Source organism: Kitasatospora sp. NPDC001132, from assembly GCF_053598415.1.
In genome coordinates this window covers 91,040-111,798 of record NZ_JBSFKF010000003.1, presented here as the reverse complement: position 1 = coordinate 111,798, position 20,759 = coordinate 91,040, and the positions used below count along the sequence as shown (strand labels likewise).

The following is a 20,759-nucleotide window of genomic DNA, read 5'->3' as shown; positions in this document are numbered from 1 at the left end:
AGGAGACGACGTGGTCACCACCGCCCCCGCCCGCCGGCCCGCCCGCGCGGCCGGTGCGCTCGCCGCCTCGGCGGCGCTCGCGCTCTCGCTCGGCACCGCCCTCGGCGCCCCCGCCGCCCAGGCCGCCCCGCCCGCCGGCAACGGCAAGGACGTCACCGCCACCCTCTTCGAGTGGCGCTTCGACTCCGTGGCCCAGGCCTGCACCTCCACCCTCGGACCCAAGGGCTACGGCTTCGTCGAGGTCTCCCCGCCGCAGGAGCACATCCAGGGCGCGCAGTGGTGGACCTCCTACCAGCCGGTCAGCTACAAGATCGCCGGGCGGCTCGGCGACCGCACGTCCTTCAAGAACATGGTCGCCACCTGCCACGCGGCCGGCGTCAAGGTGATCGCCGACGCGGTGGTCAACCACATGTCGGCGGGCTCCGGCACGGGCACCGGCGGCACCGCGTACACCAAGTACAACTACCCGGGCACGTACCAGAACCAGGACTTCCACACCTGCCGCCAGCCGATCACCGACTACCAGGACCGCGGCAACGTCCAGAACTGCGAGCTGGAGGGCCTCTCCGACCTCGACACCGCCAGCACGTACGTCCAGACCACCATCGCGCACTACCTGGACGACCTGGCCTCGCTCGGGGTCGACGGCTACCGGATCGACGCCGCCAAGCACATCGCCGCCGCCGACCTCGCCGCGATCAAGGCCAAGATGGCCAACCCCAAGGCCTACTGGGTCCAGGAGGTCATCTACGGCGCCGGCGAGCCGGTCCAGCCCACCGAGTACACCGGCACCGGCGACGTGGACGAGTTCCGGGTCGGCATGGACCTCAAGCGGATGTTCACCGCCGACAAGCTCGCCAACCTCAGCGGCTGGGGCGCCTCCTGGGGCTACCTGCCGAGCGGCCAGGCGCGCGGCTTCGTCGACAACTGGGACACCGAGCGCAACGGCTCCACCCTCAACTACACCTACGGCAACACCTACACGCTGGCCAACGTCTTCCTGCTGGCCTCGCCGTACGGCGCCCCCAACGTCTACTCCGGCTACTCCTTCACCAACAAGGACGACGGCCCGCCGAACGGCGGCACCGTCAACGCCTGCTACCAGGACGGCTGGAACTGCACCCACGCCTGGCGGCAGGTCGCCAACATGGTCGGCTTCCGCAACGCGGTGGCGGGCACCGGGGTGACCGACTGGTGGTCCAACGGCAACAACGCGATCGCCTTCGGCCGCGGCAACAGGGGCTACGTGGCGATCAACCACGAGAGCGGCGCGATCACCCGGACCTTCCAGACCGGGCTGCCGGCCGGCACCTACTGCGACGTCCAGCACGGCGACCCGCAGGCGGGCGGCGGCTGCACCGGGCCGACGTACCAGGTGGGCGCCAACGGGCAGTTCACCGCGACGGTCGGCGCGGGCGACGCGGTCGCGCTGTACGTCCAGCCCGGCGCGAGCGTCTCCGCCGCCTCGTTCAACGTCAACGCGACCACCTCGCCCGGGCAGAACATCTATGTGGTCGGCGACGCGGCGGCGCTCGGCGCCTGGGACCCGGCGAAGGCGCTGCCGCTTTCCTCGGCCGGCTACCCGGTCTGGTCGCTGGCGCTGTCGCTGCCGGCCGGCACGTCCTTCCAGTACAAGTACGTCCGCAAGGACGCGAGCGGCGCGGTGACCTGGGAGTCCGGCGCCAACCGGACGGCGACGGTGCCCTCGGGCGGGACGGTCACGCTGAACGACACCTGGCGGCCGTGAGGCCCGGCCTCCGGGGCGCCCCGGATCCCCGCCGGCCGTTCCGGCGGGGATCCCCTCGCCGCCGCCGCTCCCGGGGCGGGTGGCGGCGACGACGGGCGGGGGCGACGGAGCCGTCCGTCACCCCCGCCCGATGTACGGCATGGCCGTCGCCATCACGGTGGCGAACTGCACGTTGGCCTCCAGCGGCAGCCCGGCCATGTGCCGTACGGTGCGCGCCACGTCGGCGACGTCCATGGTCGGCTCGGGGGCGATCCGGCCGTCCGCCTGCCGCGCGCCCGAGCCCGTCGCGGCGGTCATGTCGGTCGCCGCGTTGCCGATGTCGATCTGACCGCAGGCGATCCGGTACGGGCGGCCGTCCAGCGACAGCGACTTGGTCAGACCGGTGACGGCGTGCTTGGTCGCGGTGTAGGCGATCGAGTGCGGGCGCGGGACGTGCGCGGAGATCGAGCCGTTGTTGATGATCCGGCCGCCCTGCGGGTCCTGTGCCCTCATCTGCCGGAACGCGGCCCGGGCGCAGAGGAAGGCGCCGGTCAGGTTGAGGTCGACCACCGCCCGCCAGTCCTCGACCGCCAGCTCCTCCACCGGGACGGCCGGGCCGAAGGCGCCGGCGTTGTTGAACAGCAGGTCCACCCGGCCGTGGCGCCCGGCGGCCGCGGCGAACAGCGCGTCCACCGCGGCCGGGTCGGTGACGTCGGTCGGCACCACGTCGGCCGGGGCGGCGCAGAGCCCGGCGGTCTCCCGCAGCGGCCCGGGCCGCCGGCCGGCCAGCACCGTCCGCCAGCCGGCAGCGGCCAGTTCGACGGCCACGGCCCGGCCGACGCCGCTCCCGGCTCCGGTGACGACGGCGATCCGCGGGTTCGCGGCACCCTTCATGGCACCCTCCTCGATGGCAGTTCCCGGTCGGTCCCGGGGCCTCGCTCGCCGGCGTGCCCCGGGCCCGTGTCGGGCGTGTCCTGTGGATCTTCGCGGACCGCAGGGCTGTCCGTCACCGGGCAAAACCCTCGAAATCCGGACGGCCCGGCGGGGGCCGGACGGGCCACCCCCGCCGTCCGGCCCCCGCCGGTCGGGGGGACCGGTGAGGGTCTTTACCCGATCGCGAACAAACATTGGATTTCCGGTGGCGACCTCGCAACCGGGCCGCCCCGGCCTACGTCATAAGATCGCAGGAAGGCGCACCCCCGCGAGGGGCGGCGCGCCATCGCTCCGGGGGACGTGCCATCGCTGTGCCCCCGGGTCTGTCCGGCCCCACCGGGGGGCCGCCGCCCGGCCAGACGGACCGGGCGCGACATCGGTCGGAGAGTCCTCACCGTGCTTAGGCAGTCGTCCCGTTCCCGCGCCGTCCTGTCCGGCGCCGCCGTGCTCGCCCTGGCCGCCTCGCTCGCGGCCTGCGGGAGTTCCGGCGGTGGGAAGGGGGGCGGCGCCGCGGCGAACGCCACCCCGGCCGGCGGCAGCAGCTCGGCCGGCAGCCCGAGCGCCGCCGGCACCGGCCCGGCCACGACCGGCAGCGCGGCCCCGACCGCCGCCGGCAAGGTGCTGATGCCCACCGGGCCCGCCGCCGCTCTCAACAAGGTCCGGGACACCTCCGCCGGCCCGATCATGATGACCAAGGTGACCGGCGCGAAGTCCGGCGTCACCGGGCAGGTCTGGGTCTGGCTGCCGCCCGAGTACAACGACCCCAAGTTCGCCAAGACCGGCTTCCCCGTGCTCACCCTGTTCGCCGGCGGCCAGAGCAACGGCTACAACACCTGGACCGACAACCAGCTGCCGATCCAGGAGGAGAACGAGCGCCTGGTCAAGGAGGGCAAGTCCCACCCGTTCATCATGGTCATGCCGGTGCAGAACTTCAACGGCGACGAGAAGAACGCGCTGGACTGCTCCGACATACCGGGCCAGCCCAAGATGGGCACCTGGATGGCCGAGGACATCCCGGACTTCGTCCGCGCCAACTTCCGCACCGTGAAGGGCCGTGACGGCTGGGGCGTGATGGGCGCCTCCACCGGCGGCTTCTGCAGCGCCAAGCTCGCCCTCCAGTACCCGCAGGTCTACAAGGCCGCGGTGCCGATCGACGGCTACTTCATCCCGGACTCGGGGCTGTGGAAGGGCCACGACGCCGAGCGCGCGGCCAACAACCCGGACGTGCTGGTCGCCCAGGGCAAGGCCGATGTGAGCATGCTGGTCACCGCGGGCGGCGCCAACCCGTACGAGACCAAGGTGGTCAAGAGCTGGGTGGCCAAGGCGGTCGCGCCGGTGAAGATCGAGTACTACGAGCAGCCCGGTGGCAAGCACCTGACCTCGGACTTCAAGAAGATGATCCCGGACACCCTGGTCTGGCTCACCGCCCACCTGGCGCCGCCGGAGTCCGACTGAGGCCCCGGCTCCCACCCGTTCGCACCTGCCGCCGCCGGTGCCGGGGCGCATTCGGCGCTCCCGGTGCCGGCGGTCCTGCTTTCCGGTGGACTCCCCGTCTCCCACTTTCCCGCTGTCCCCCGCTGTTTTCCGTCGGGGCCGAGGCTCGTCCACAGGCCCGTGACCTGCGCGTCAATCGGACATTGATTCGCTTCTGATCGACTGCCAGCACCTTGGCTGGGGCGGTCCTCCACCGGCCGCCACCACCCGCCGTGCCCCAAGCCGTGAAGAGAGTGCCATGCCGATCCACCTGGTGCCCCAGCCCGTCCCCACCGTGCCCGCGCAGGGCCAGTCCGGAGCCGTCCCCCTGGGTGCGGACGCGTACGGACGGGCCGCCGACGCGGAACCGGCCACCCTGCGGTTCGCCGGGCTGCGCCTGGTGCATGCCGCACTGCGCCGGGACCTCGCCCGGCTGCCCAACGCGCTGCGACTGCTCCAGCCCGACGAGGACGACAAGGGCGAGGCGCTGCTGCGGCACTGGAACTTCGTCACCGCGATGCTCACCTGCCACCACGAGCAGCAGGACACCCGGCTCTGGCCGATCGTGCGCCGCTTCGCGCCCGAGCTGCGACTGCTGCTCAACTGGCTGGAGGACGACCACCACAACCTGGACCACTCCTTCACCCGGGTCACCACGCTGGTGCGGATAGCCAGCCGGGACACCGGCAGCGCCTGGCCGGTCGCGTACGCGATGGAGGACCTGGCCGCCCGGCTGGAGACCCACCTGCGGATCGAGGAGCGGCAACTGCTGCCCCGGATGGAGCGGGTGGTCGCCGAGGGCTCCCGACTCGGCGGGCTGGGCGAGCTGCTGGACCTGCTGCGCCTGGCCGACGGCCCGGGCGTCGCGGACGCGCTGGTCTGGTTGCTGGAGGGTGTGGAGCCCGTGCTGGTCGAGCGGCTGCTGGCCGAGTGCGACGACGACGTGGCCCGCAGCTGGCCGCACTGGCACGCGACCTACCAGCGCTGCACCTCGCCGCTGTGGGGGCCGGCGGACGGTCCGGTCGGCAGCGTCGTGGGGGTCAGCGGCGTCGCGGCGGTCGGCGGCGTCGGAAGTGTCGGGAGCGTCGGGAGCATCGGCCTGGGGAGCGTCACCGACTGACCCGGGGAACTTTCGCCGGCCGTTGATCTACGCGCGTGGCACGAGCCTCCAGCACAGGCCTCCGGCATGTGCCAGAAGGCGTCGGGAATCGGGTGAAACCTCAACTCCCCACGTCCCCTAGGGGATTCGCCCCATCGCCCTCGGGGTCCAGGCGCCCCGGACGCTCCGGGCCGTGCCAGGGAAGGCGTCACGCCGGCGGTCGATGGCAGGCCGCGCCCGCCGCCCTACGGTCGACGGCATGACCACAGCTCGCAGCACCCCCGACCCGCACCACCCCCGCTCCCGGACAGGCTTCCGGGCCCACTTCGGGACTCGGTCCCGCTCCCGGCGCGGCCCCGTGTTCCTCGCCGCCGGCGCCGTCCTGGTGCTCGGCGCCGGACTGACCGCCTGCGAGGGCGGCGTGGCCCTCTGCCTGGACGACCACAAGTGCACCGTCGGCATCAAGACCGACAAGGCCGAGGGCACCAAGACCGTCAAGGTCTTCGGCGGCGACAACCCGATGGAGATGACCGTCGGCCACGTCACCGACGACTCGGCCGAGGTGACCATCGGCGACCGGAAGAAGACCGCCGCCATGGACTCCGAGACCTCCGTCAACAGCGTCAGGATCACCCTGCGCAAGGCGAACAAGGCCGACCACTACGCCGAGTTGCACGTCGAGCGGGACTGACCCCGGCCTCGACCGCAGGCTCTCGACACCGGCGAAGCGCTCCCCGGCGCCTACTCCGGCAGGCGGTTGAGCCACTCCAGCGGGGCGACCCGGATCGCCGTGTGCGGCGAGCCGTCCCACTCCACCGGAAGCCCGACTGCCTCCAGCGCGGCGACCACCGCCCGCCCGACCTCCAGCGTCCGGCACTCCGAGGCCGCGGTGCTCTCCTCCTCGGCGCGGAAGCCGCCGTAACGCAGCATCAGCCCCCGCCCGGCGGCCGCCGCCTCGGTGTCCTGCTGGTGGAAGAAGACGAAGCCGACCGAGTCCGCCGCGGCCTCGCCGCCGATCTCCGCGTAGCCGCAGCCCGCGCAGCAGGTGAAGTCCATCGCCGCGACGATGCCCTGGTCCTCCAGCGCGTCGAAGGCGTCCGCCAGTCGGTCCACCTCGGTGGTCTCCGGCCAGGCCGCCTGCTCGGCCAGCCGCTCGGTCCACAGCGGGGCGACGATCCGCTCCGCCTCCTCCTGCGTCAGCCCCTGGTCGTCGAGGTCATCGACCAGGGACTCGGCTATCTCGTCCGGCTCCTGGAAGCCGCACCGGATCAACTCGCGGGCCCGCTCCTGGGCGTCGCGCAGCACGTCGGGGGTGAGAACCGTCTCCTCGGTCATGTCCGCATCCTCGCACCCGCCACTGACAATCCGAGGGCGGCCGGCGCGGTCGCCCTGCTACCGTCCGCCGGTGACTTCTCTGCTGCAACCGCCGCTGATCACCCGGCTGCTGGCCGCCGAGCGCGTCCTGGTCGCCGGAGCCGGCGGAGGCTTCGACGTGTACGCCGGGCTGCCGATCGCCCTCGCCCTGCGGGCCGCCGGCAAGGAGGTACACCTGGCCAACCTCTCCTTCACCCACCTCTACGGCCTGCCCCGCGACGTCTGGGCGGAGCCCGACGTGGCCCGGATCGGACCGGACACCGCCGCTCCCGAGGGCTACTTCCCGGAGCGCACCCTGGCCCGCTGGCTGAACCGGCACGGGATGCCCGACACCGTGTGGGCCTTCCCGACGGTGGGCGTGCAGCCACTGCGCGAGGCCTACCGTGCGCTGGTCGGCCGCCTCGGTGCGGACGCGATCCTGCTGGTGGACGGCGGCACCGACATCCTGATGCGCGGCGACGAGGTCGGACTCGGCACCCCGGAGGAGGACATGGCGAGCCTGGGCGCCGTGGCCGGCCTGACCGAGGTGCCCGAGCGGCTGGTCGCCTGCCTCGGCTTCGGCATCGACGCCTACCACGGGGTCAACCACTCCCTGGTGCTGGAGAACCTCGCCGCGATCGACCGGGCCGGCGGCTACCTCGGCGCCTTCTCCATTCCGCGCGACAGCCGGGAGGGGGCGCTCTACCTGGACGCCGTCGAGCACGCCCGGGCCGCCTTCCCGGAGCACCCCAGCATCGTCAACGGCTCGGTGGCGGCCGCGCTGCGCGGCGAGTTCGGGGACGTCCGCTTCACCGACCGGACCAAGGGCGAGCAGCTCTTCGTCAATCCGCTGATGACGCTCTACTTCGGCGTCACGGTCGAGGCGCTGGCCGCCGAGCACCGGTACCTGGACCGGCTGGAGCGCACCGTGGTGACCCGCCAGATCGCCACCGTCATCGCGGAGTTCCAGGACGAGCTGCCCCGGCAGCGGCCGCCCCGGCAGTTCCCGCACTGACGCGGGGGCGGCGGGGCCCGTCCGGAGCACGGGTCGGCGGGCCGGTCAGAACGCGGCGAGCCGGAACTCCAGGTTCCCGAACCGGACCTGGTCGCCCGGGCGGACCCGTACGCCACCCGCTATCCGGCGCCCGTTCACGTGGGTGCCGTTGGTCGAGCCGAGGTCGTACAGCACCCAGCCGCCCTGCTCGTGCCGCAGCTCCGCGTGGTTTCTGGACACCGAGGCGTCGTGCAGCCGCAGCCCCGAGCCCGGGAGCCGGCCGATCGTCAACTGCCCTGCCCCGGCCTGGGGCAGGCTCAGCCCGGGCAGCCGCTCGGTGCGCCAGGCCCGGCCCATCCGGTCGCCGAAGGCGGACATCCGCCCGACCGTGCGCAGCACGAAGCGCTCGACCGGTCCGCCGGTCGGCAGCCCGGCCACCGCCGCGTCCAACTCGCCGCGGCTGGTGGCCTGCAGGACGATGTCCATCCGGCCGAGGAAGGTGTCGTGCGAGAGCCGCCCGCTGCCCGCGCCGTCCCGCAGCACCCCGAGTGCCTGCTCCCGCTCGGCGTCGGAGGGGCGGACCGCGCCGGTCGGCCCGCCCGCGCCGGTGGGGAGTTCAGGAGGCGTCATGGCCGAATTCTCGGCGCGGCCGACTCCGGCTGTCCAGATCGCGCGGTGCCCGGGCGCGGGGTTCGTACGTCACGGCAGTCCAGACGCCCTTTCCCGCCGGGCGGTTCCGCGCGCTCGGGGCGTGCGGCCGGCTCCGCTCCCGGTGCCGTACGGCCGGTTCCCGGGTGCCGTGCCGTGCCGGCCGGTTCGGGGCGGCCGTACGGGCCGTCAGCCCTTGCGGGCGGCGGCCAGGATCTTCTCGGTGGTGTGCAGGAAACGGGAGGTGACCGCGCCCCGGTAGGCCTTGCCGAACATGTCCTTGGTGACCCACTTGCCGTCCTGGAGGTGGATCACGACGTACGCGGCTCCCGGATCGGCGCCGAGCACCTCGACGTCGCCCTTCGGCGAGCGGTGGGGGAGGGCGAGGTCGGCCGGCAGCGGCTCGGAGAGGAAGGCGACGACCAGCCGGACGTCCGGCGTCACCTCGACGCCCCGGAACGGCTCGGCGGCGAGCAGGCCGGCCACCTCGTCCACCGTCCGCAGCAGCACCGGCACCGGGTACCCGAGCGCCTCCTCCAGGTGCGCCTCGATCCGTCCGGTCAGCGCCGCGCGGTCCTGCTCGTCGGTGGTGAAGAAGACGTTGCCGCTCTGGATGTAGGAGCGGACGCCGCCCAGCCCGAGCTCGGAGAAGAGCGCCCGCAGCCGCTCCATCCGCACCGTCCGTCCGGCGACGTTGATGGCGCGCAGGAAGGCGATGTACGTGGTTGTGGTGGTCACCCCGCCAGTCTGGCACCGGCCACCGACAACGGTCCGGCGCCCCCGGTCCGTCCGCTCCTGCCCGCTCTCTCCCCGCGCGCCCGTCCGGGCGGTCCGCGGACGGCGGCCGTCGGTGCCGGGTGCCAGACTGGCGCCATGGCTACCTGGCAGGATTTCGAGCACGAGGCTCCCGATCTGGCGCCGCTGGTCCGGGCCCGGTTCGAGGCGAACAAGCACCACGTCCTGGCGACGCTGCGCAAGGACGGATCGCCCCGGGTGAGCGGAACGGAGGTCGACTTCGTCGGCGCCGACCTGTGGATCGGGTCGATGTACGGCGCGGTCAAGGCGCGTGACCTCCGGCGCGACGCCCGTTTCGCGCTGCACGCGCACCCGGGGGAGGAGACCATGGCCGGCGGGGACTCCAAGGTGTCCGGCCGAGCGGTGGAGGTCGCCGACGAGACCGAACTCGCCGCCTTCGCCGCCGATCTGCCCGAGCCGCCGCCCACCCCGTTCCACGCGTTCCGGCTGGAGCTCGACCAGGTGGTGCACACCACCGTGGAGGGCGACCACCTGCTCGTCCACAACTGGCACCCGGGCCGGCCGGTGGAGCGGATCCAGCGCCACTGACCGGCGCCGGTCCGCCGGCAACCGCCCTACGGCAGGACGGACTTGAGGGCCTCGGGGGTGCGGGCCACGACGGCGTGACCGTCGTCCGCGGTGATGATCGGGCGCTGGATCAGGATCGGGTGCTCGGCCATCGCCGCGATCCAGCGGTCCCGCTCACCCGCTTCCCGGGGCCAGTCCTTCATCCCCAGGTCCTTGGCGGCCTGCTCGTCGGTGCGGGTGATGTCCCACGGCTCCAGGCCCAGGCGCTCCAGCACCCGCACCAGCTCGGCCGCGGTCGGCGGCTCCTCCAGGTAGCGCCGCACGGTGTACTCGACCCCGGCGCGGTCCAGCTCGCCGAGCGCGGTCCGACACTTGCCGCATCGCGGGTTGATCCAGATCTCCATGCCGGCCACCCTATCGAGCCGCCCGCGCCCGGCCCGTCCCGCCGCGCACGCCGCCCGCGTCCGGCCCGTCCCGCCCGCGTCCGGCGGCCGCGGCGCACCCCACCCGTCGTGCACGATCCGAGCCGTGCGGGAACTTCACTGCGTCCACCGGAGGTTGACCATGCGGGAAGCCTGATCTCGTGGAGGGGAGCACCGGATGGACGGCGCGGCGATCATCGAGCAGCTGATGACCACGGAGGGCACGGCCGACCCGTACCCGCTGTACGCCAAGGCCCGCGAGCTGGGGCCGGTGGCCCCGATCGGGAACGGCATGTTCATGGTGAGCGGCTACGCCGCGGCCAACAAGGTGCTGCGCATGCCCGCCTTCGGCGTTGCGACCGCCGAGATGCTGGCCGGCCTCACCCCCGGCTACACGGAGCACTCCTCGCTGGTCCTGTTCGGCCGCTCGATCCTCCAGCGCAACGCCCCCGACCAGCCCCGGGTCCGCTCGCTGATCGCCTCGGTGTTCACCGCCCGCAGGGTCGCCGCGCTGCGCCCGGCCGTGGAGGCGGCGGTCGACCGGCTGCTGGACGAGATGGCCGAGCAGGGCGCCGACGGCTCGCCGGTGGACTTCATGGACGCCTTCGCCTTCCGGCTGCCGGTCGGGGTGATCTGCGAGCTGCTCGGCGTGCCCGAGCAGGACCGCTACCGCTTCCGCGGCCTCGCCTCCGACCTGACCGTCGCCCTGGAGTTCGTCCAGGACCTGGACGAGCTGACCGACGCCGACAAGGCCGCCGACGAGCTGACCCGCTACTTCACCGAGCTGGCCGCCGAGCGCCTGGCCCGTCCGCAGGACGACCTGGTCACCGACCTGGCCAGGGTAGCGGCCGCCGACGACGAGCGGCTCTCCGCCGAGGAACTGCTGGCCAACCTGGTGCTGCTGCTGGTGGCAGGCTTCGAGACCACCACCAACCTGCTCGGCAACGGCCTGAACCTGCTGTTCCACCACCCCGAGGTGGTCGCCGGGCTGCGCAGCGGCGGGATCACCCCGGCCGGCTTCACCGACGAGGTGCTGCGCTTCGACGCGCCGGTCCAGGTCACCGGCCGGGTCGCGCTGGGCGAGGGCCTGGCCATCGAGGGCATGCCGATCCCGCCCGGCCACGGGGTGACCCTGCTGATCGGCTCGGCCCACCACGACCCGGCCCGGTACGAGCGCCCCGAAGTGTTCGACCCGACCCGCACCGACAGCCAGCCGCTCAGCTTCGGTGGCGGCGCCCACTTCTGCCTGGGCTCCCAGCTGGCCCGGCTGGAGGCCGAGGTCGCGGTGCCCGCGCTGCTCGACCGCTTCCCCCGGCTCGCCCCCGGCGGCGTCCCCACCCGGCGCGACCGCCTGGTGCTGCGCGGCTTCGAGACCCTGCCGGTGACCGTCCGCTGAGGGGCCGCCGAGGGTTCGCCGACCAGCGGCCGCCGGGCCGGGGAATGAGCTCCTCCGGCCCCGGCGGGCGGGACGTTCGGCCGTTCGTGGCGCTGCCGTTCGTGGGAGATCATGGGGGATGAAAGCGGCTAATCCGGACCGATCACCCGGAACGGCCACCTGCCAGGAGGTCCCCACCGTGCCCACAGCACTCCGCCCGCCGCGCCCCGCGGCGCCGCAGCCCGAGGTGCCGCGGTGGGTGCCCTGGTTGCCGGCGATCCTGCTGGTGCTGGACCTGATCGCCGAGGCCGTCGTCCCGCAGGCCGTCGCCGCCGGCTTCCTGCTGACCGCGCTGCCCGTGGTGGCCGCGTTCAGCTACGGTCCGGTGCTGACCGCCGTCACCACGGTCGGCTCGCTGGCGCTCCAGCTCCTCCTGGCGCTGCGCATGGACCACATCTCCGAGCAGCACCACGTCTGGGTCTATATCACCACCCTGATCTCCGGCGTCATGGGCACCGCGCTGTCCTGGCAGCGCACCCGGCAGAACCGCAACCTGATCCAGGCCCGCACGGTCGCCGAGACCCTGCAGCGCACCGTGCTGCGCCCGGTGCCCGAGCGGACCGGCGGGCTGCGGCTGTCCGGCCTCTACCGCCCGGCCCAGGCCGACGTGCTGGTCGGCGGCGACCTGTACGAGGTGTGCGACACCCGCTTCGGCGTACGGGTGCTGCTCGGCGACGTCCGCGGCAAGGGCCTGGGCGCCGTCCGTACTGTCGCCGACGTCCTCGGCGCGTTCCGGGCGGCCGCGTACGACACCCCCGGGCTGGTCGAACTGGCCGACCAGCTGGACCGCGCGGTGCTGCGCGACGCCGCCGACCGCGGCGACGACGAGCTGTTCGTCACCGCCGTCCTGCTCCAGTACCGGCCCGGCTCGGACTGCGTGGAGATCGTCAACCGCGGCCACACCAGGCCGCTGCTCCTCGGCGGAGGCGGCATATCCCCGGTGTCCTGCGCCGACGAGCTCCCGCTCGGCCTCGGCCACCTCGGCCCCGCCGACGAGCGCAGCAAGGCGATCGCCGTCGCGCTGCCGCCTGGCCACACCGTCCTGCTCTACACCGACGGCGTCAGCGAGGCCCGCGACACCACCGGCGCCTTCTATCCGCTGGCCCCCCGCCTCGCCGCCCTCGGCAGCACCGCCCCCGACCGGGTGGTCTCCTTCCTGGCCCAGGACGTCCACCGCTACGCCGGCCTCCTCGCCGACGACCTCGCCGTCCTCGCCCTCACCCCGGACGCCCCGTAGGCGAGGCCTCTCCCCGTTCCTCCCGCCGTTCCGCTCCCCGTCACCCGGACGGGTCCGCCGGGATGCCCCCGGGCGCGGGAGTGCGCAGGCTGCTGGCAACCACCGGGCCCGGCCGGGCCCCGAGGGCGCGGCACGGGAGGACGAGATCGACGGGACACGGACGGCGGACACCGGCGGGGGAGCCGGCGCGCGGCTGCTGGCGCGCGTCGCCCTGCTGGCGGCGGCGGGGGCAGTCGGCATGCTGCTGTTCGCACTGGGGGAGGGCGGACTGCTGGTGGTCGCCGCGGGGCTGCTCGGACTGGTCGTCTGGGCCGCCGGCATCTGGTGGTTCCTGGCCTACCGGGGAGCGGTCCGGGTGTTCGGGCTGCTCGTCGCGATCGCGGCACCGGTCGCGGTGCTGGTGCTCTTCGCCCACCACCGGCTGTGGCTGACCGCCCTGGCCCTCGTCCTGTGCTGGGGAGTCGCGCTGGCCCTCGCCCGCGCGGCACTGCGCAGGGCCGCTCCGGAACCGCCGATGCAGGCGGTTGCCGCGCCCCGGCCGCAGCGGCCGGTCCTGATCATGAACCCGAAGTCCGGCGGCGGGAAGGTCGGCCGCTTCGGACTGGTCGAGCGGGCGGAGGAACTCGGCGCCCGGGTGGTCCTGTTCGACCGCACCGCCCCCACCGATCCCGCCGCGCTCGCCCGTACGGCCGTGGCCGAGGGCGCGGACCTGCTCGGCGTTGCGGGCGGCGACGGCAGCCTGGCGCCGGTCGCGGCCGTCGCCGCCGAGCACGACCTGCCGTTCCTGGTGCTCCCCGCCGGCACCCGCAACCACTTCGCCCTGGACCTCGGCCTCGACCGCACGGACCCGTCCCGCGCCCTGGACGCGCTGACCGACGGCGAGGAACTGCGGGTCGACCTCGGCGAGGTCTCGGGCCGGGCCTTCGTCAACACCGTCTCCTTCGGGGTGTACGCCGACATCGTGCAGCGCCCCGAGTACCGGGAGGACAAGATCGGAACGGTGCTGGCGCTGCTGCCCCAGCTGCTGGTCGGCGAGGGCGTGCCGCGCATCGACGTCCGGGCCGACGCCACCGTGCTCACCGGCGAGCAGGCGGTGCTGGTCAGCAACAACCCGTACGGCTCGACCGAGGGCCTCGGCATCGGCGACCGCCGCCCCCGGCTCGACGGCGGCGAACTCGGCGTGCTCGGCATCCGGGTGGAGGGCGCGGCCGAGGCCGCGGACGTGGTCGTGCGCGGCGGCCGCTCCACCGGGCTGAGAGCGCTGACCGCCCGGCGGGTCGAGGCGACCGCGGACGGGGACGAGATCCCGGTGGCGGTCGACGGCGAGGCGCTGCGGATGCCCGTACCGGTCGTGTGCACCCTGCGTCCGCGGGTGCTGCGGGTCCTGGTGCCGCGCGACCGCCCTGGCGTCCCCGCCTCCGCGCCACCCGTGAACTGGCACCGGCTGGCCGACCTCGCGCTCGGCCGCGGCCTCCCCGGCACCCACGGCCACTCCGATCCGACCATCGAGGGGCCGACCCGTGACTGATCCGAAGCACCACGCCGCCCCGCCCGCCCCGCAGGCCGTGCTCACCGACCTGCGGACGCTCGACGGAGCCGTCTACGCGGCCGTCGCCGGCGCCCCCACCCCGGCCCTGGACTCCGCGCTGCGCCGCCTCTCCCGGGCCGCCGACCACTCGAAGATCTCGCTGGCCGTCGCCGCGCTCCTCGCCCTTGTCCCCGGCCGCCCGCGGCAGGCCGCGGTGGCCGGGGTCGGCGCGGTGGCGCTGGCCTCGGTGACGGCGAACCTGGTCGGCAAGCAGCTGGTCCGCCGCCCCCGGCCCGACCGGGAGCAGGCCAAGGTGGTGGTCGGCCGGCAGGTGCCGATGCCCGAGTCGGCCTCCTTCCCGTCCGGTCACATGGCTTCGGCGACGGCCTTCGCCACCGCGGTCGGCGTGCTGCTGCCGCCGATGGCGGTCCCGCTCGGCGCGGTGGCGGCCGCGGTCGGCTACTCCCGGGTCCACACCGGCGTGCACTACCCGGGCGACGTCGCGGCGGGCGCGCTGCTCGGCTTCGCCGCCGCCGTGGCCTCCCTGGCCGTCGTCCGGTCCCTGCCGCCGAGCCTCCCGGCGTGAGCCGTCGGCGCCCCCGTCCGACCTCCGCCCCGCCCCGTGGGCAATCCGGCCGTACCGGGCACGGGAACGTCTGTGCGCTATCTTCTGCCGTGACCATTTTCCCCCGGCAACGATCAGGTTCCTCGGGCCGCCGCGAGTCCGCGAAGGGCAGCCGGCTCGCCGTCCTGGACGGACTGCGCATCCTGGCCGCGCTGATGGTGGTCTTCCACCACTACGTCGGCTACGGCGGAGGCGGCTCGGCCACGGACAGTGCCTGGGGCCAGCCGGTGGAGCAGGTGTTCCACCGCGCCTCCTTCCTCGGCGCCTATCTGTGGACCGGCGTCTGCCTGTTCTTCGTGATCAGCGGCTTCGTGATCTGCATGAGCAGCTGGGGCCGCCCGGTGGGCGACTTCGTCCGTTCCCGGGTCATCCGGCTCTACCCCGCGTACTGGTTCGCCGTCCTGCTCACCACCGCGGTCGTCACGATGTGGCCGCTCGTTCGCCAGCCGCTTCCCCCGGAGCAGGTGCTCGCCAATCTGACGATGTTCCAGGAGGGCCTGGGCATCAAGCACGTCGACGCCGTCTACTGGACGCTCTGGATCGAGCTGCGCTTCTACCTGCTCTTCGCCATCGTGGTCTGGCGGGGCGTGACCTACCGGCGGATCGTGGCCTTCTGCTCGATCTGGACGGTCGCCGGCATCGTCTCGGAGAGCACCAAGTCGCCGGTCCTGGAGTTCTTCGCGATGTCGCAGGTCTCCTCGTTCTTCGTCGCCGGCCTCGCGCTCTACCTGGTCCACCGGTACGGTCCCAACCTGATGCTCTTCGGCATCGTCGGGATCAGCTGGATCGTCTCGGTCCTCTACACTCTCCAGCACCAGGTGAACGTGAGCCGCTTCCTCGGCCGCGTCGACCTGCCGACCTGGCCCGCCGTCCTGCTGACCAGCCTCTCCTACCTCGTCATGATCGGGGTCGCCCTGGGCTGGGGCTCCCGGATCCGGTGGCGCTGGCTGACCTTCGCCGGAGCCCTCACCTACCCCCTCTACCTCCTCCACGAGACCATGGGCTGGACCGCCCTGCGCGCCCTCTACGACCACGGCACCAAGCCCTGGACGGCGGTCGCCATCGTCACCGCCGGCATGCTCGTCGCCTCCTGGCTGGCCCACCGGCTCATCGAGAGGCCCCTGGCACCCCGCCTCAAGGCCGGCATGACGAAGAGCATCGACCAACTCCGCGCCGCCGAACCCCTCCCGCAGCCCGCCACCCGGCCCCGCGGAATCCCGGAGACCGTCACCACCCCCTGGGCCACCGCCTTCACCCCCCGGGACGCCCACCCCCCACAGCAGCCCGCCCCCGACTCCCGCTGACCTCGTCCCACCCGCGCCGACGGCCACAGCACGCACCGGGCGGCCGGCCCGACCTCCGTCGGACCGGCCGCCCGGTACACCTGTCAGCCCCGCGGCTCCTTACAGGTCGTAGTACAGCTCGAACTCGTGCGGGTGGGGGCGCAGCGCGATCGGGGCGATCTCGTTGGTGCGCTTGTAGTCGATCCAGGTCTCGATGAGGTCCGGGGTGAAGACGTTGCCGGCGAGGAGGTACTCGTGGTCGGCTTCGAGGGCCTCCAGGACGGCGGGGAGGGAGGAGGGCACCTGGGGGACGTTGGCGTGCTCCTCGGGGGCCAGCTCGTAGAGGTCCTTGTCGACCGGCTCCAGGGGCTCGATCTTGTTGCGGATGCCGTCGAGGCCGGCCATCAGCATGGCGGCGAAGGCCAGGTAGGGGTTGGAGGCAGGGTCGGGGGCGCGGAACTCGATGCGCTTGGCCTTGGCGTTGGAGCCGGTGATCGGGATGCGGATCGCGGCGGAGCGGTTGCGCTGGGAGTAGACCAGGTTGACCGGCGCCTCGAAGCCGGGCACCAGGCGGTGGTAGGAGTTCACCGAGGGGTTGGTGAAGGCCAGCAGCGAGGGGGCGTGCCGCAGCAGGCCGCCGATGTAGTAGCGGGCGGTGTCGGAGAGCCCGGCGTAGCCCTGCTCGTCGTAGAAGAGCGGGGTGCCCTCGCTCCACAGGGACTGGTGGACGTGCATGCCCGAGCCGTTGTCGCCGAAGATCGGCTTCGGCATGAAGGTGGCGGTCTTGCCGTTCCGCCAGGCGACGTTCTTGATGATGTACTTGAACAGCATCAGGTCGTCGGCGGCGTGCAGCAGGGTGTTGAACCTGTAGTTGATCTCGGCCTGGCCGGCGGTGCCGACCTCGTGGTGCTGGCGCTCGACCTCCAGCCCGGCCTTGGCGAGTTCCAGCGACATCTCGGCGCGAAGGTCGGCGAAGTGGTCGACCGGCGGGACGGGGAAGTACCCGCCCTTGTACTTGACCTTGTAGCCGCGCACGTCGCCCTCGGCGGCGCCGCTGTTCCAGGCGCCGGCCTCCGAGTCGATGTGGTAGAAGGACGCGTTGGCGCTGGTCTCGAAGCGGACCGAGTCGAAGACGTAGAACTCGGCCTCGGGCCCGAAGTAGGCGGTGTTGGCGATGCCGGAGGAGGCGAGGTAGGCCTCGGCCTTCCTGGCGACGTTGCGCGGGTCGCGGCTGTACGCCTCGCCGGTGACCGGGTCCTGGATGAAGAAGTTGATGTTGAGGTGCTTCTCGGCCCGGAAGGGGTCGAGGCGGGCCGTGGCGAGGTCCGGGACCAGGGCCATGTCGGACTCGTGGATGGCCTGGAAGCCGCGGATCGACGAGCCGTCGAACATCAGGATCTCGGACGGGTCGAAGGTCGCCGCAGGTACGGAGAAGTGCTGCAAGACGCCCGGCAGGTCGCAGAATCGGACGTCGACGAACTTCACGTCGTTGTCCTGGATGAACTGCTTCACTTCGGCGGCGTTGTTGAACATCCATCCTCCTCGGCGTGCGAATTGGGCTCACCATAGGAATGGGCCGTTTCCATTCGGTGACCCGCTCGTTTCCTAGATGTTAACCACGGTCGCCGGGCGCATGGCAAAGGCATACGGGACGGTACAAATCACCCCTCCCAGCTGGGCGCCACTCCGTAAGTGGTCTGGACCACTCGGAAACTGCCTGGAAAGCTTCCGGAACGACGATTCACCCGGTCGGGGGTGATGCCCGGCGGGGAGGGGAGCCGGTGGCGGAGCGGGCCGTCAGCCCGGTTAGTGTGGATTCGTGGACACCAGAGAAGCGTTGGGATCGTGGATCGACGGCCCCCGGGCGGCCGCCGAGAAGATGGGCGCCGACTTCGGCTACCGCGGCGAACGCCTCGGGCTGCCCAAGGAGGGCTCCGGCTCGATCGCCGGCCCCGGCCGCCGGATCGGGGCCCTGTTCGTGGACGGCTGGCTGGTCTCCCTGATCGCGTACGGGCTGCTCGCCCGCGGCGACCAGGCCGAGGCCAACCTGTGGACCAGTCCGCTGTACTTCCTGGTCGTGTCGCTGCTGCTGTCCACCACCGGCACGACTGTCGGCAAGCGGCTGTTCGGCCTCCGGGTGGTCCGCCTGGACGGCCGCCGCGCGACCATCCCGCAGGTCCTGCTGCGCACCCTGCTGCTCTGCCTGGTGGTGCCGCCGCTGGTCTGGGACCGCGACACCCGCGGCCTGCACGACAAGGCGGTCGGCACCGTCGAGGTCCGGATCTAGCGCCCGGCGCCGTCCGGGCCGCCACACGGCACGCCGTACGAACGCCGGAACGGCCCCGCCGCGGAGCTTCCGCGGCGGGGCCGTTCTCGTGTCGTCAGGGGAGAGGGAGGGTCAGCGGACCTGGCCGCCCTTGGGCATCCGGGCGCCCTTCGGCATCGGGCCCTTGGGGATCGGCGCCTTGGAGAGCAGGTCGCCCAGCGCGCGCAGGCGGTCGTTGGTCTCGGTGACCTGGGCGGCGGTGATGGCACGGGGCAGGCGCATCAGGTGGATCTGGAGCTTCTTCAGCGGGATCTCGCCCTCGCCGTTGCCCACCACGATGTCGTGCACCGGTACGTCGCCGACCACGCGGGCCATCTTCTTCTTCTCGGAGATCAGCAGCTGGCGGACCCGGTTCGGGTTGCCCTCGCCGATCAGCGCGATGCCGGCCCGGCCCACGGCGCGGTAGACCGCGTCCTGGTTGCGGGTGACCGCGACCGGGGTGGTGTTGGAGCTCCAGCCGCGCCGGATGTTGTTCAGCACCGCGGCGACGGCGCCCGGCTGCCCCTCCATCTGACCGAACGCGGCGCGCTCGGCCCGGCGTCCGAAGACGATCGCCATGGCCAGCACGGCCACGATGAAGCCCAGGATGCCCAGGTAGACGGGATGCTCGATCGCGAAGCCGATGGCGAGGAACACGCCGAAGGTCAGCAGGCCGACGCCGGCGATGATCAGGCCGATCTTGGTGTCGACCTTCTTGGTCATGGTGTACGCCAGACGGATCTGCTTCAGCCGCCCGGGGTTCTCGGATGTTTCCCTCGCCATAACGCTCATGGTACGTGGCACGGGTGCGGGATATCCAAGCCCGGGTACCCGTTCGCCCCAACCGTGACCCGCGCGCCCACACGCCGTCGCGCAGAGCGACGCCGGGGTGGGGACGGCGGTCCCGGCGGTGCCGGAGCGTTACTGCCGAACGGGTCGTTTCGGCACCGTCGTCGTCGCCGCGTGGTCGTGCCGGCGGTCCGCCGCGTGCCGGCGGTCCTCGCACACCGCCGCCCACGCGTTGCGGCGCGCGTGCCGCTGGCCGGGGGCCAGCAGGACGCTCTCGGCGAACCGCAGCGCCACCCTCACCGACCGGATCCGCATCCGCATGCCGAACAGCTCCTCCCGTGGCTGAGAAGAATCGAACGCCCACCAGGCGTCCAGCGTCCCCACCCTGTGTTACCAGTCCGTGACCAGTCCGTCAAAGCGTGGTGAAGGCGAAAGGGCGGAGCCGAAGCTCCGCCCTTCCCATGGCTCGAACCGGTCGGTGGACCGCGAGGCCGGCGTCAGCGCGCGGTTGACCGGCGTCAGCGTGCGGTCAGACCGCGGCCTGCTCGCGCCGCTCCAGCGCCTGCCGGTACAGCCGGCCGGCCCGGTACGAGGACCGCACCAGCGGGCCCGACATGACGCCCGCGAAGCCCAGCTCCTCGGCCTCCTCCTGGAGCTCGACGAACTCCTGCGGCTTCACCCAGCGCTCGACCGGGTGGTGGCGCAGCGAGGGGCGCAGGTACTGGGTGATGGTGATCAGCTCGCAGCCGGCGCCGACCAGGTCGGCCAGCGCCTGGCTGACCTCCTCGCGGGTCTCGCCCATGCCCAGGATCAGGTTGGACTTGGTGACCAGCCCGGCCGCGCGGGCCTGGGTGATGACGTCCAGCGAGCGCTCGTAGCGGAACGCCGGGCGGATCCGCTTGAAGATCCGCGGCACCGTCTCGACGTTGTGCGCGAGCACCTCGGGGCGGGAGGAGAAGACCTCGGCCAGCTGCTCGGGCACCGCGTTGAAGTCGGGGATGAGCAGCTCGACGCCGGTGCGGCCGGCCTCGCGGCCGGCGGTCATCGCGTGCACCTGGCGCACGGTCTCGGCGTACAGCCAGGCGCCGCCGTCCTCCAGGTCGTCGCGGGCGACGCCGGTGATGGTGGCGTAGTTGAGGTCCATGGTGACGATGGACTCGGCGACCCGGCGCGGCTCGTCGCGGTCGAACTCGGCGGGCTTGCCGGTGTCGATCTGGCAGAAGTCGCAGCGGCGGGTGCACTGGTCACCGCCGATGAGGAAGGTCGCCTCGCGGTCCTCCCAGCACTCGAAGATGTTGGGGCAGCCGGCCTCCTGGCAGACCGTGTGCAGCCCCTCCTTCTTCACCAGCGACTGGAGGGCGTTGTACTCCGGGCCCATCTTCGCGCGGGTCTTGATCCACTCGGGCTTCCGCTCGATGGGGGTCTCGCTGTTGCGGACCTCCAGGCGGAGCAGCTTCCTGCCGTCGGGCGCGACAGCGGACACGTGCGACTCCTAGAACTAGACGGGGTACCCCCAGGGTACGCCTGTGGTTGTACGGCCTTCGCCGGGCCTGCCGCCCTGCAATCGCAGGGCAACATGGCTACCG

At 72.8% G+C, this 20,759-nt stretch carries 21 protein-coding genes; 12 read left to right on the top strand and 9 right to left on the bottom strand.

The window, feature by feature from the left end; translation table 11 throughout:
- Positions 1-10: 10 nt before the first annotated feature.
- Positions 11-1,747: a carbohydrate-binding module family 20 domain-containing protein gene (locus ACWDBE_RS04920; RefSeq protein ID WP_449807222.1), complete on the top strand. Its 1,737-nt coding sequence runs from the start codon at positions 11-13 to the stop codon at positions 1,745-1,747.
- 117 nt (positions 1,748-1,864) lie between these two features.
- Here ACWDBE_RS04920 and ACWDBE_RS04915 read toward each other — a convergent pair whose 3' ends face one another.
- A complete protein-coding gene (locus ACWDBE_RS04915) occupies positions 1,865-2,620 on the bottom strand; it encodes an SDR family oxidoreductase (protein ID WP_449807221.1) in 756 nt (251 codons plus the stop codon).
- A gap of 435 nt (positions 2,621-3,055) precedes the next feature.
- Between ACWDBE_RS04915 and ACWDBE_RS04910 the strand changes: the two genes are divergently transcribed.
- From ACWDBE_RS04910 to ACWDBE_RS04900, 3 genes are all read left to right on the top strand, one after another.
- Entirely contained in the window at positions 3,056-4,114 is a 1,059-nt protein-coding gene (locus ACWDBE_RS04910; protein ID WP_449807220.1) for an alpha/beta hydrolase, read from the top strand.
- A 277-nt stretch (positions 4,115-4,391) separates the two neighbouring features.
- A complete protein-coding gene (locus ACWDBE_RS04905) occupies positions 4,392-5,252 on the top strand; it encodes a hemerythrin domain-containing protein (RefSeq protein WP_449790785.1) in 861 nt (286 codons plus the stop codon).
- A gap of 238 nt (positions 5,253-5,490) precedes the next feature.
- Positions 5,491-5,922 (top strand): hypothetical protein, encoded by a 432-nt coding sequence (locus tag ACWDBE_RS04900; protein WP_449807219.1) that lies wholly within the window; start codon positions 5,491-5,493, stop codon positions 5,920-5,922.
- A 50-nt stretch (positions 5,923-5,972) separates the two neighbouring features.
- Here ACWDBE_RS04900 and ACWDBE_RS04895 read toward each other — a convergent pair whose 3' ends face one another.
- On the bottom strand, positions 5,973-6,566 hold the full coding sequence (locus ACWDBE_RS04895; protein WP_449790783.1) for a DUF6891 domain-containing protein: 594 nt from the start codon (positions 6,564-6,566) through the stop codon (positions 5,973-5,975).
- A gap of 70 nt (positions 6,567-6,636) precedes the next feature.
- On the opposite strand from ACWDBE_RS04895, the gene ACWDBE_RS04890 reads away from it, so the two are divergent.
- Entirely contained in the window at positions 6,637-7,599 is a 963-nt protein-coding gene (locus tag ACWDBE_RS04890) for a DUF1152 domain-containing protein (protein ID WP_449807218.1), read from the top strand.
- Between the two features lie 45 nt (positions 7,600-7,644).
- On the opposite strand, the gene ACWDBE_RS04885 is transcribed toward ACWDBE_RS04890, so the two are convergent.
- Together ACWDBE_RS04885 and ACWDBE_RS04880 are read right to left on the bottom strand one after the other, a co-directional pair.
- Positions 7,645-8,208 carry an FHA domain-containing protein gene (locus tag ACWDBE_RS04885; protein ID WP_449807217.1) on the bottom strand — a complete coding sequence of 188 codons (564 nt, stop codon included), beginning with the start codon at positions 8,206-8,208 and terminating at the stop codon, positions 7,645-7,647.
- Positions 8,209-8,415: 207 nt separating this feature from the next.
- Positions 8,416-8,964 carry a DUF1697 domain-containing protein gene (locus tag ACWDBE_RS04880; RefSeq protein WP_449807216.1) on the bottom strand — a complete coding sequence of 183 codons (549 nt, stop codon included), beginning with the start codon at positions 8,962-8,964 and terminating at the stop codon, positions 8,416-8,418.
- 135 nt (positions 8,965-9,099) lie between these two features.
- On the opposite strand from ACWDBE_RS04880, the gene ACWDBE_RS04875 reads away from it, so the two are divergent.
- Entirely contained in the window at positions 9,100-9,570 is a 471-nt protein-coding gene (locus tag ACWDBE_RS04875; RefSeq protein WP_449807215.1) for a pyridoxamine 5'-phosphate oxidase family protein, read from the top strand.
- 26 nt (positions 9,571-9,596) lie between these two features.
- Here the strand turns inward: ACWDBE_RS04875 and ACWDBE_RS04870 are convergent, their stop codons facing one another.
- Complete coding sequence (locus ACWDBE_RS04870; RefSeq protein ID WP_449790779.1) at positions 9,597-9,953, bottom strand: arsenate reductase family protein; 357 nt, start codon at positions 9,951-9,953, stop codon at positions 9,597-9,599.
- Positions 9,954-10,149: 196 nt separating this feature from the next.
- Here ACWDBE_RS04870 and ACWDBE_RS04865 point away from each other — a divergent pair, with 196 nt between their 5' ends.
- From ACWDBE_RS04865 to ACWDBE_RS04845, 5 genes are all read left to right on the top strand, one after another.
- Complete coding sequence (locus tag ACWDBE_RS04865) at positions 10,150-11,367, top strand: cytochrome P450 (protein WP_449807214.1); 1,218 nt, start codon at positions 10,150-10,152, stop codon at positions 11,365-11,367.
- Positions 11,368-11,545: 178 nt separating this feature from the next.
- On the top strand, positions 11,546-12,643 hold the full coding sequence (locus tag ACWDBE_RS04860) for a PP2C family protein-serine/threonine phosphatase (protein ID WP_449790777.1): 1,098 nt from the start codon (positions 11,546-11,548) through the stop codon (positions 12,641-12,643).
- Positions 12,644-12,881: 238 nt separating this feature from the next.
- Entirely contained in the window at positions 12,882-14,171 is a 1,290-nt protein-coding gene (locus ACWDBE_RS04855) for a diacylglycerol/lipid kinase family protein (protein ID WP_449790776.1), read from the top strand.
- A complete protein-coding gene (locus ACWDBE_RS04850) occupies positions 14,164-14,757 on the top strand; it encodes a phosphatase PAP2 family protein (protein ID WP_449790775.1) in 594 nt (197 codons plus the stop codon). Before ACWDBE_RS04855 ends, ACWDBE_RS04850 begins: the two co-directional genes overlap by 8 nt.
- 89 nt (positions 14,758-14,846) lie before the next feature.
- Complete coding sequence (locus ACWDBE_RS04845; protein ID WP_449807213.1) at positions 14,847-16,100, top strand: acyltransferase family protein; 1,254 nt, start codon at positions 14,847-14,849, stop codon at positions 16,098-16,100.
- Positions 16,101-16,199: 99 nt separating this feature from the next.
- On the opposite strand, the gene glnA is transcribed toward ACWDBE_RS04845, so the two are convergent.
- Positions 16,200-17,612 carry a type I glutamate--ammonia ligase gene (gene glnA / locus ACWDBE_RS04840; RefSeq protein ID WP_449807212.1) on the bottom strand — a complete coding sequence of 471 codons (1,413 nt, stop codon included), beginning with the start codon at positions 17,610-17,612 and terminating at the stop codon, positions 16,200-16,202.
- Positions 17,613-17,898: 286 nt separating this feature from the next.
- On the opposite strand from glnA, the gene ACWDBE_RS04835 reads away from it, so the two are divergent.
- Positions 17,899-18,366, top strand: a complete 468-nt coding sequence (locus ACWDBE_RS04835) for an RDD family protein (protein WP_449790772.1) — start codon at positions 17,899-17,901, stop codon at positions 18,364-18,366.
- A 111-nt stretch (positions 18,367-18,477) separates the two neighbouring features.
- On the opposite strand, the gene ACWDBE_RS04830 is transcribed toward ACWDBE_RS04835, so the two are convergent.
- The 3 genes from ACWDBE_RS04830 to lipA form a co-directional block, all read right to left on the bottom strand.
- A complete protein-coding gene (locus ACWDBE_RS04830) occupies positions 18,478-19,176 on the bottom strand; it encodes a DUF4191 domain-containing protein (RefSeq protein ID WP_449790793.1) in 699 nt (232 codons plus the stop codon).
- Positions 19,177-19,305: 129 nt separating this feature from the next.
- Entirely contained in the window at positions 19,306-19,557 is a 252-nt protein-coding gene (locus ACWDBE_RS04825) for a hypothetical protein (protein WP_449790771.1), read from the bottom strand.
- 145 nt (positions 19,558-19,702) lie between these two features.
- The gene (gene lipA / locus ACWDBE_RS04820; protein WP_360349931.1) at positions 19,703-20,656 is read right to left on the bottom strand and encodes a lipoyl synthase; all 954 of its coding nucleotides are present in this window, start codon (positions 20,654-20,656) and stop codon (positions 19,703-19,705) included.
- Positions 20,657-20,759: the final 103 nt, after the last annotated feature.

Bases quoted from the DNA above. Each gene is read 5' to 3' on its own strand.
- ACWDBE_RS04915 (WP_449807221.1), bottom strand. From the start codon at position 2,620: ATGAAGGGTGCCGCGAACCCGCGGATCGCCGTCGTCACCGGAGCCGGG.
- ACWDBE_RS04905 (WP_449790785.1), top strand. From the start codon at position 4,392: ATGCCGATCCACCTGGTGCCCCAGCCCGTCCCCACCGTGCCCGCGCAG.
- ACWDBE_RS04900 (WP_449807219.1), top strand. From the start codon at position 5,491: ATGACCACAGCTCGCAGCACCCCCGACCCGCACCACCCCCGCTCCCGG.
- ACWDBE_RS04895 (WP_449790783.1), bottom strand. From the start codon at position 6,566: ATGACCGAGGAGACGGTTCTCACCCCCGACGTGCTGCGCGACGCCCAG.
- ACWDBE_RS04885 (WP_449807217.1), bottom strand. From the start codon at position 8,208: ATGACGCCTCCTGAACTCCCCACCGGCGCGGGCGGGCCGACCGGCGCG.
- ACWDBE_RS04875 (WP_449807215.1), top strand. From the start codon at position 9,100: ATGGCTACCTGGCAGGATTTCGAGCACGAGGCTCCCGATCTGGCGCCG.
- ACWDBE_RS04870 (WP_449790779.1), bottom strand. From the start codon at position 9,953: ATGGAGATCTGGATCAACCCGCGATGCGGCAAGTGTCGGACCGCGCTC.
- ACWDBE_RS04865 (WP_449807214.1), top strand. From the start codon at position 10,150: ATGGACGGCGCGGCGATCATCGAGCAGCTGATGACCACGGAGGGCACG.
- ACWDBE_RS04855 (WP_449790776.1), top strand. From the start codon at position 12,882: ATGCTGCTGTTCGCACTGGGGGAGGGCGGACTGCTGGTGGTCGCCGCG.
- glnA (WP_449807212.1), bottom strand. From the start codon at position 17,612: ATGTTCAACAACGCCGCCGAAGTGAAGCAGTTCATCCAGGACAACGAC.
- ACWDBE_RS04830 (WP_449790793.1), bottom strand. From the start codon at position 19,176: ATGAGCGTTATGGCGAGGGAAACATCCGAGAACCCCGGGCGGCTGAAG.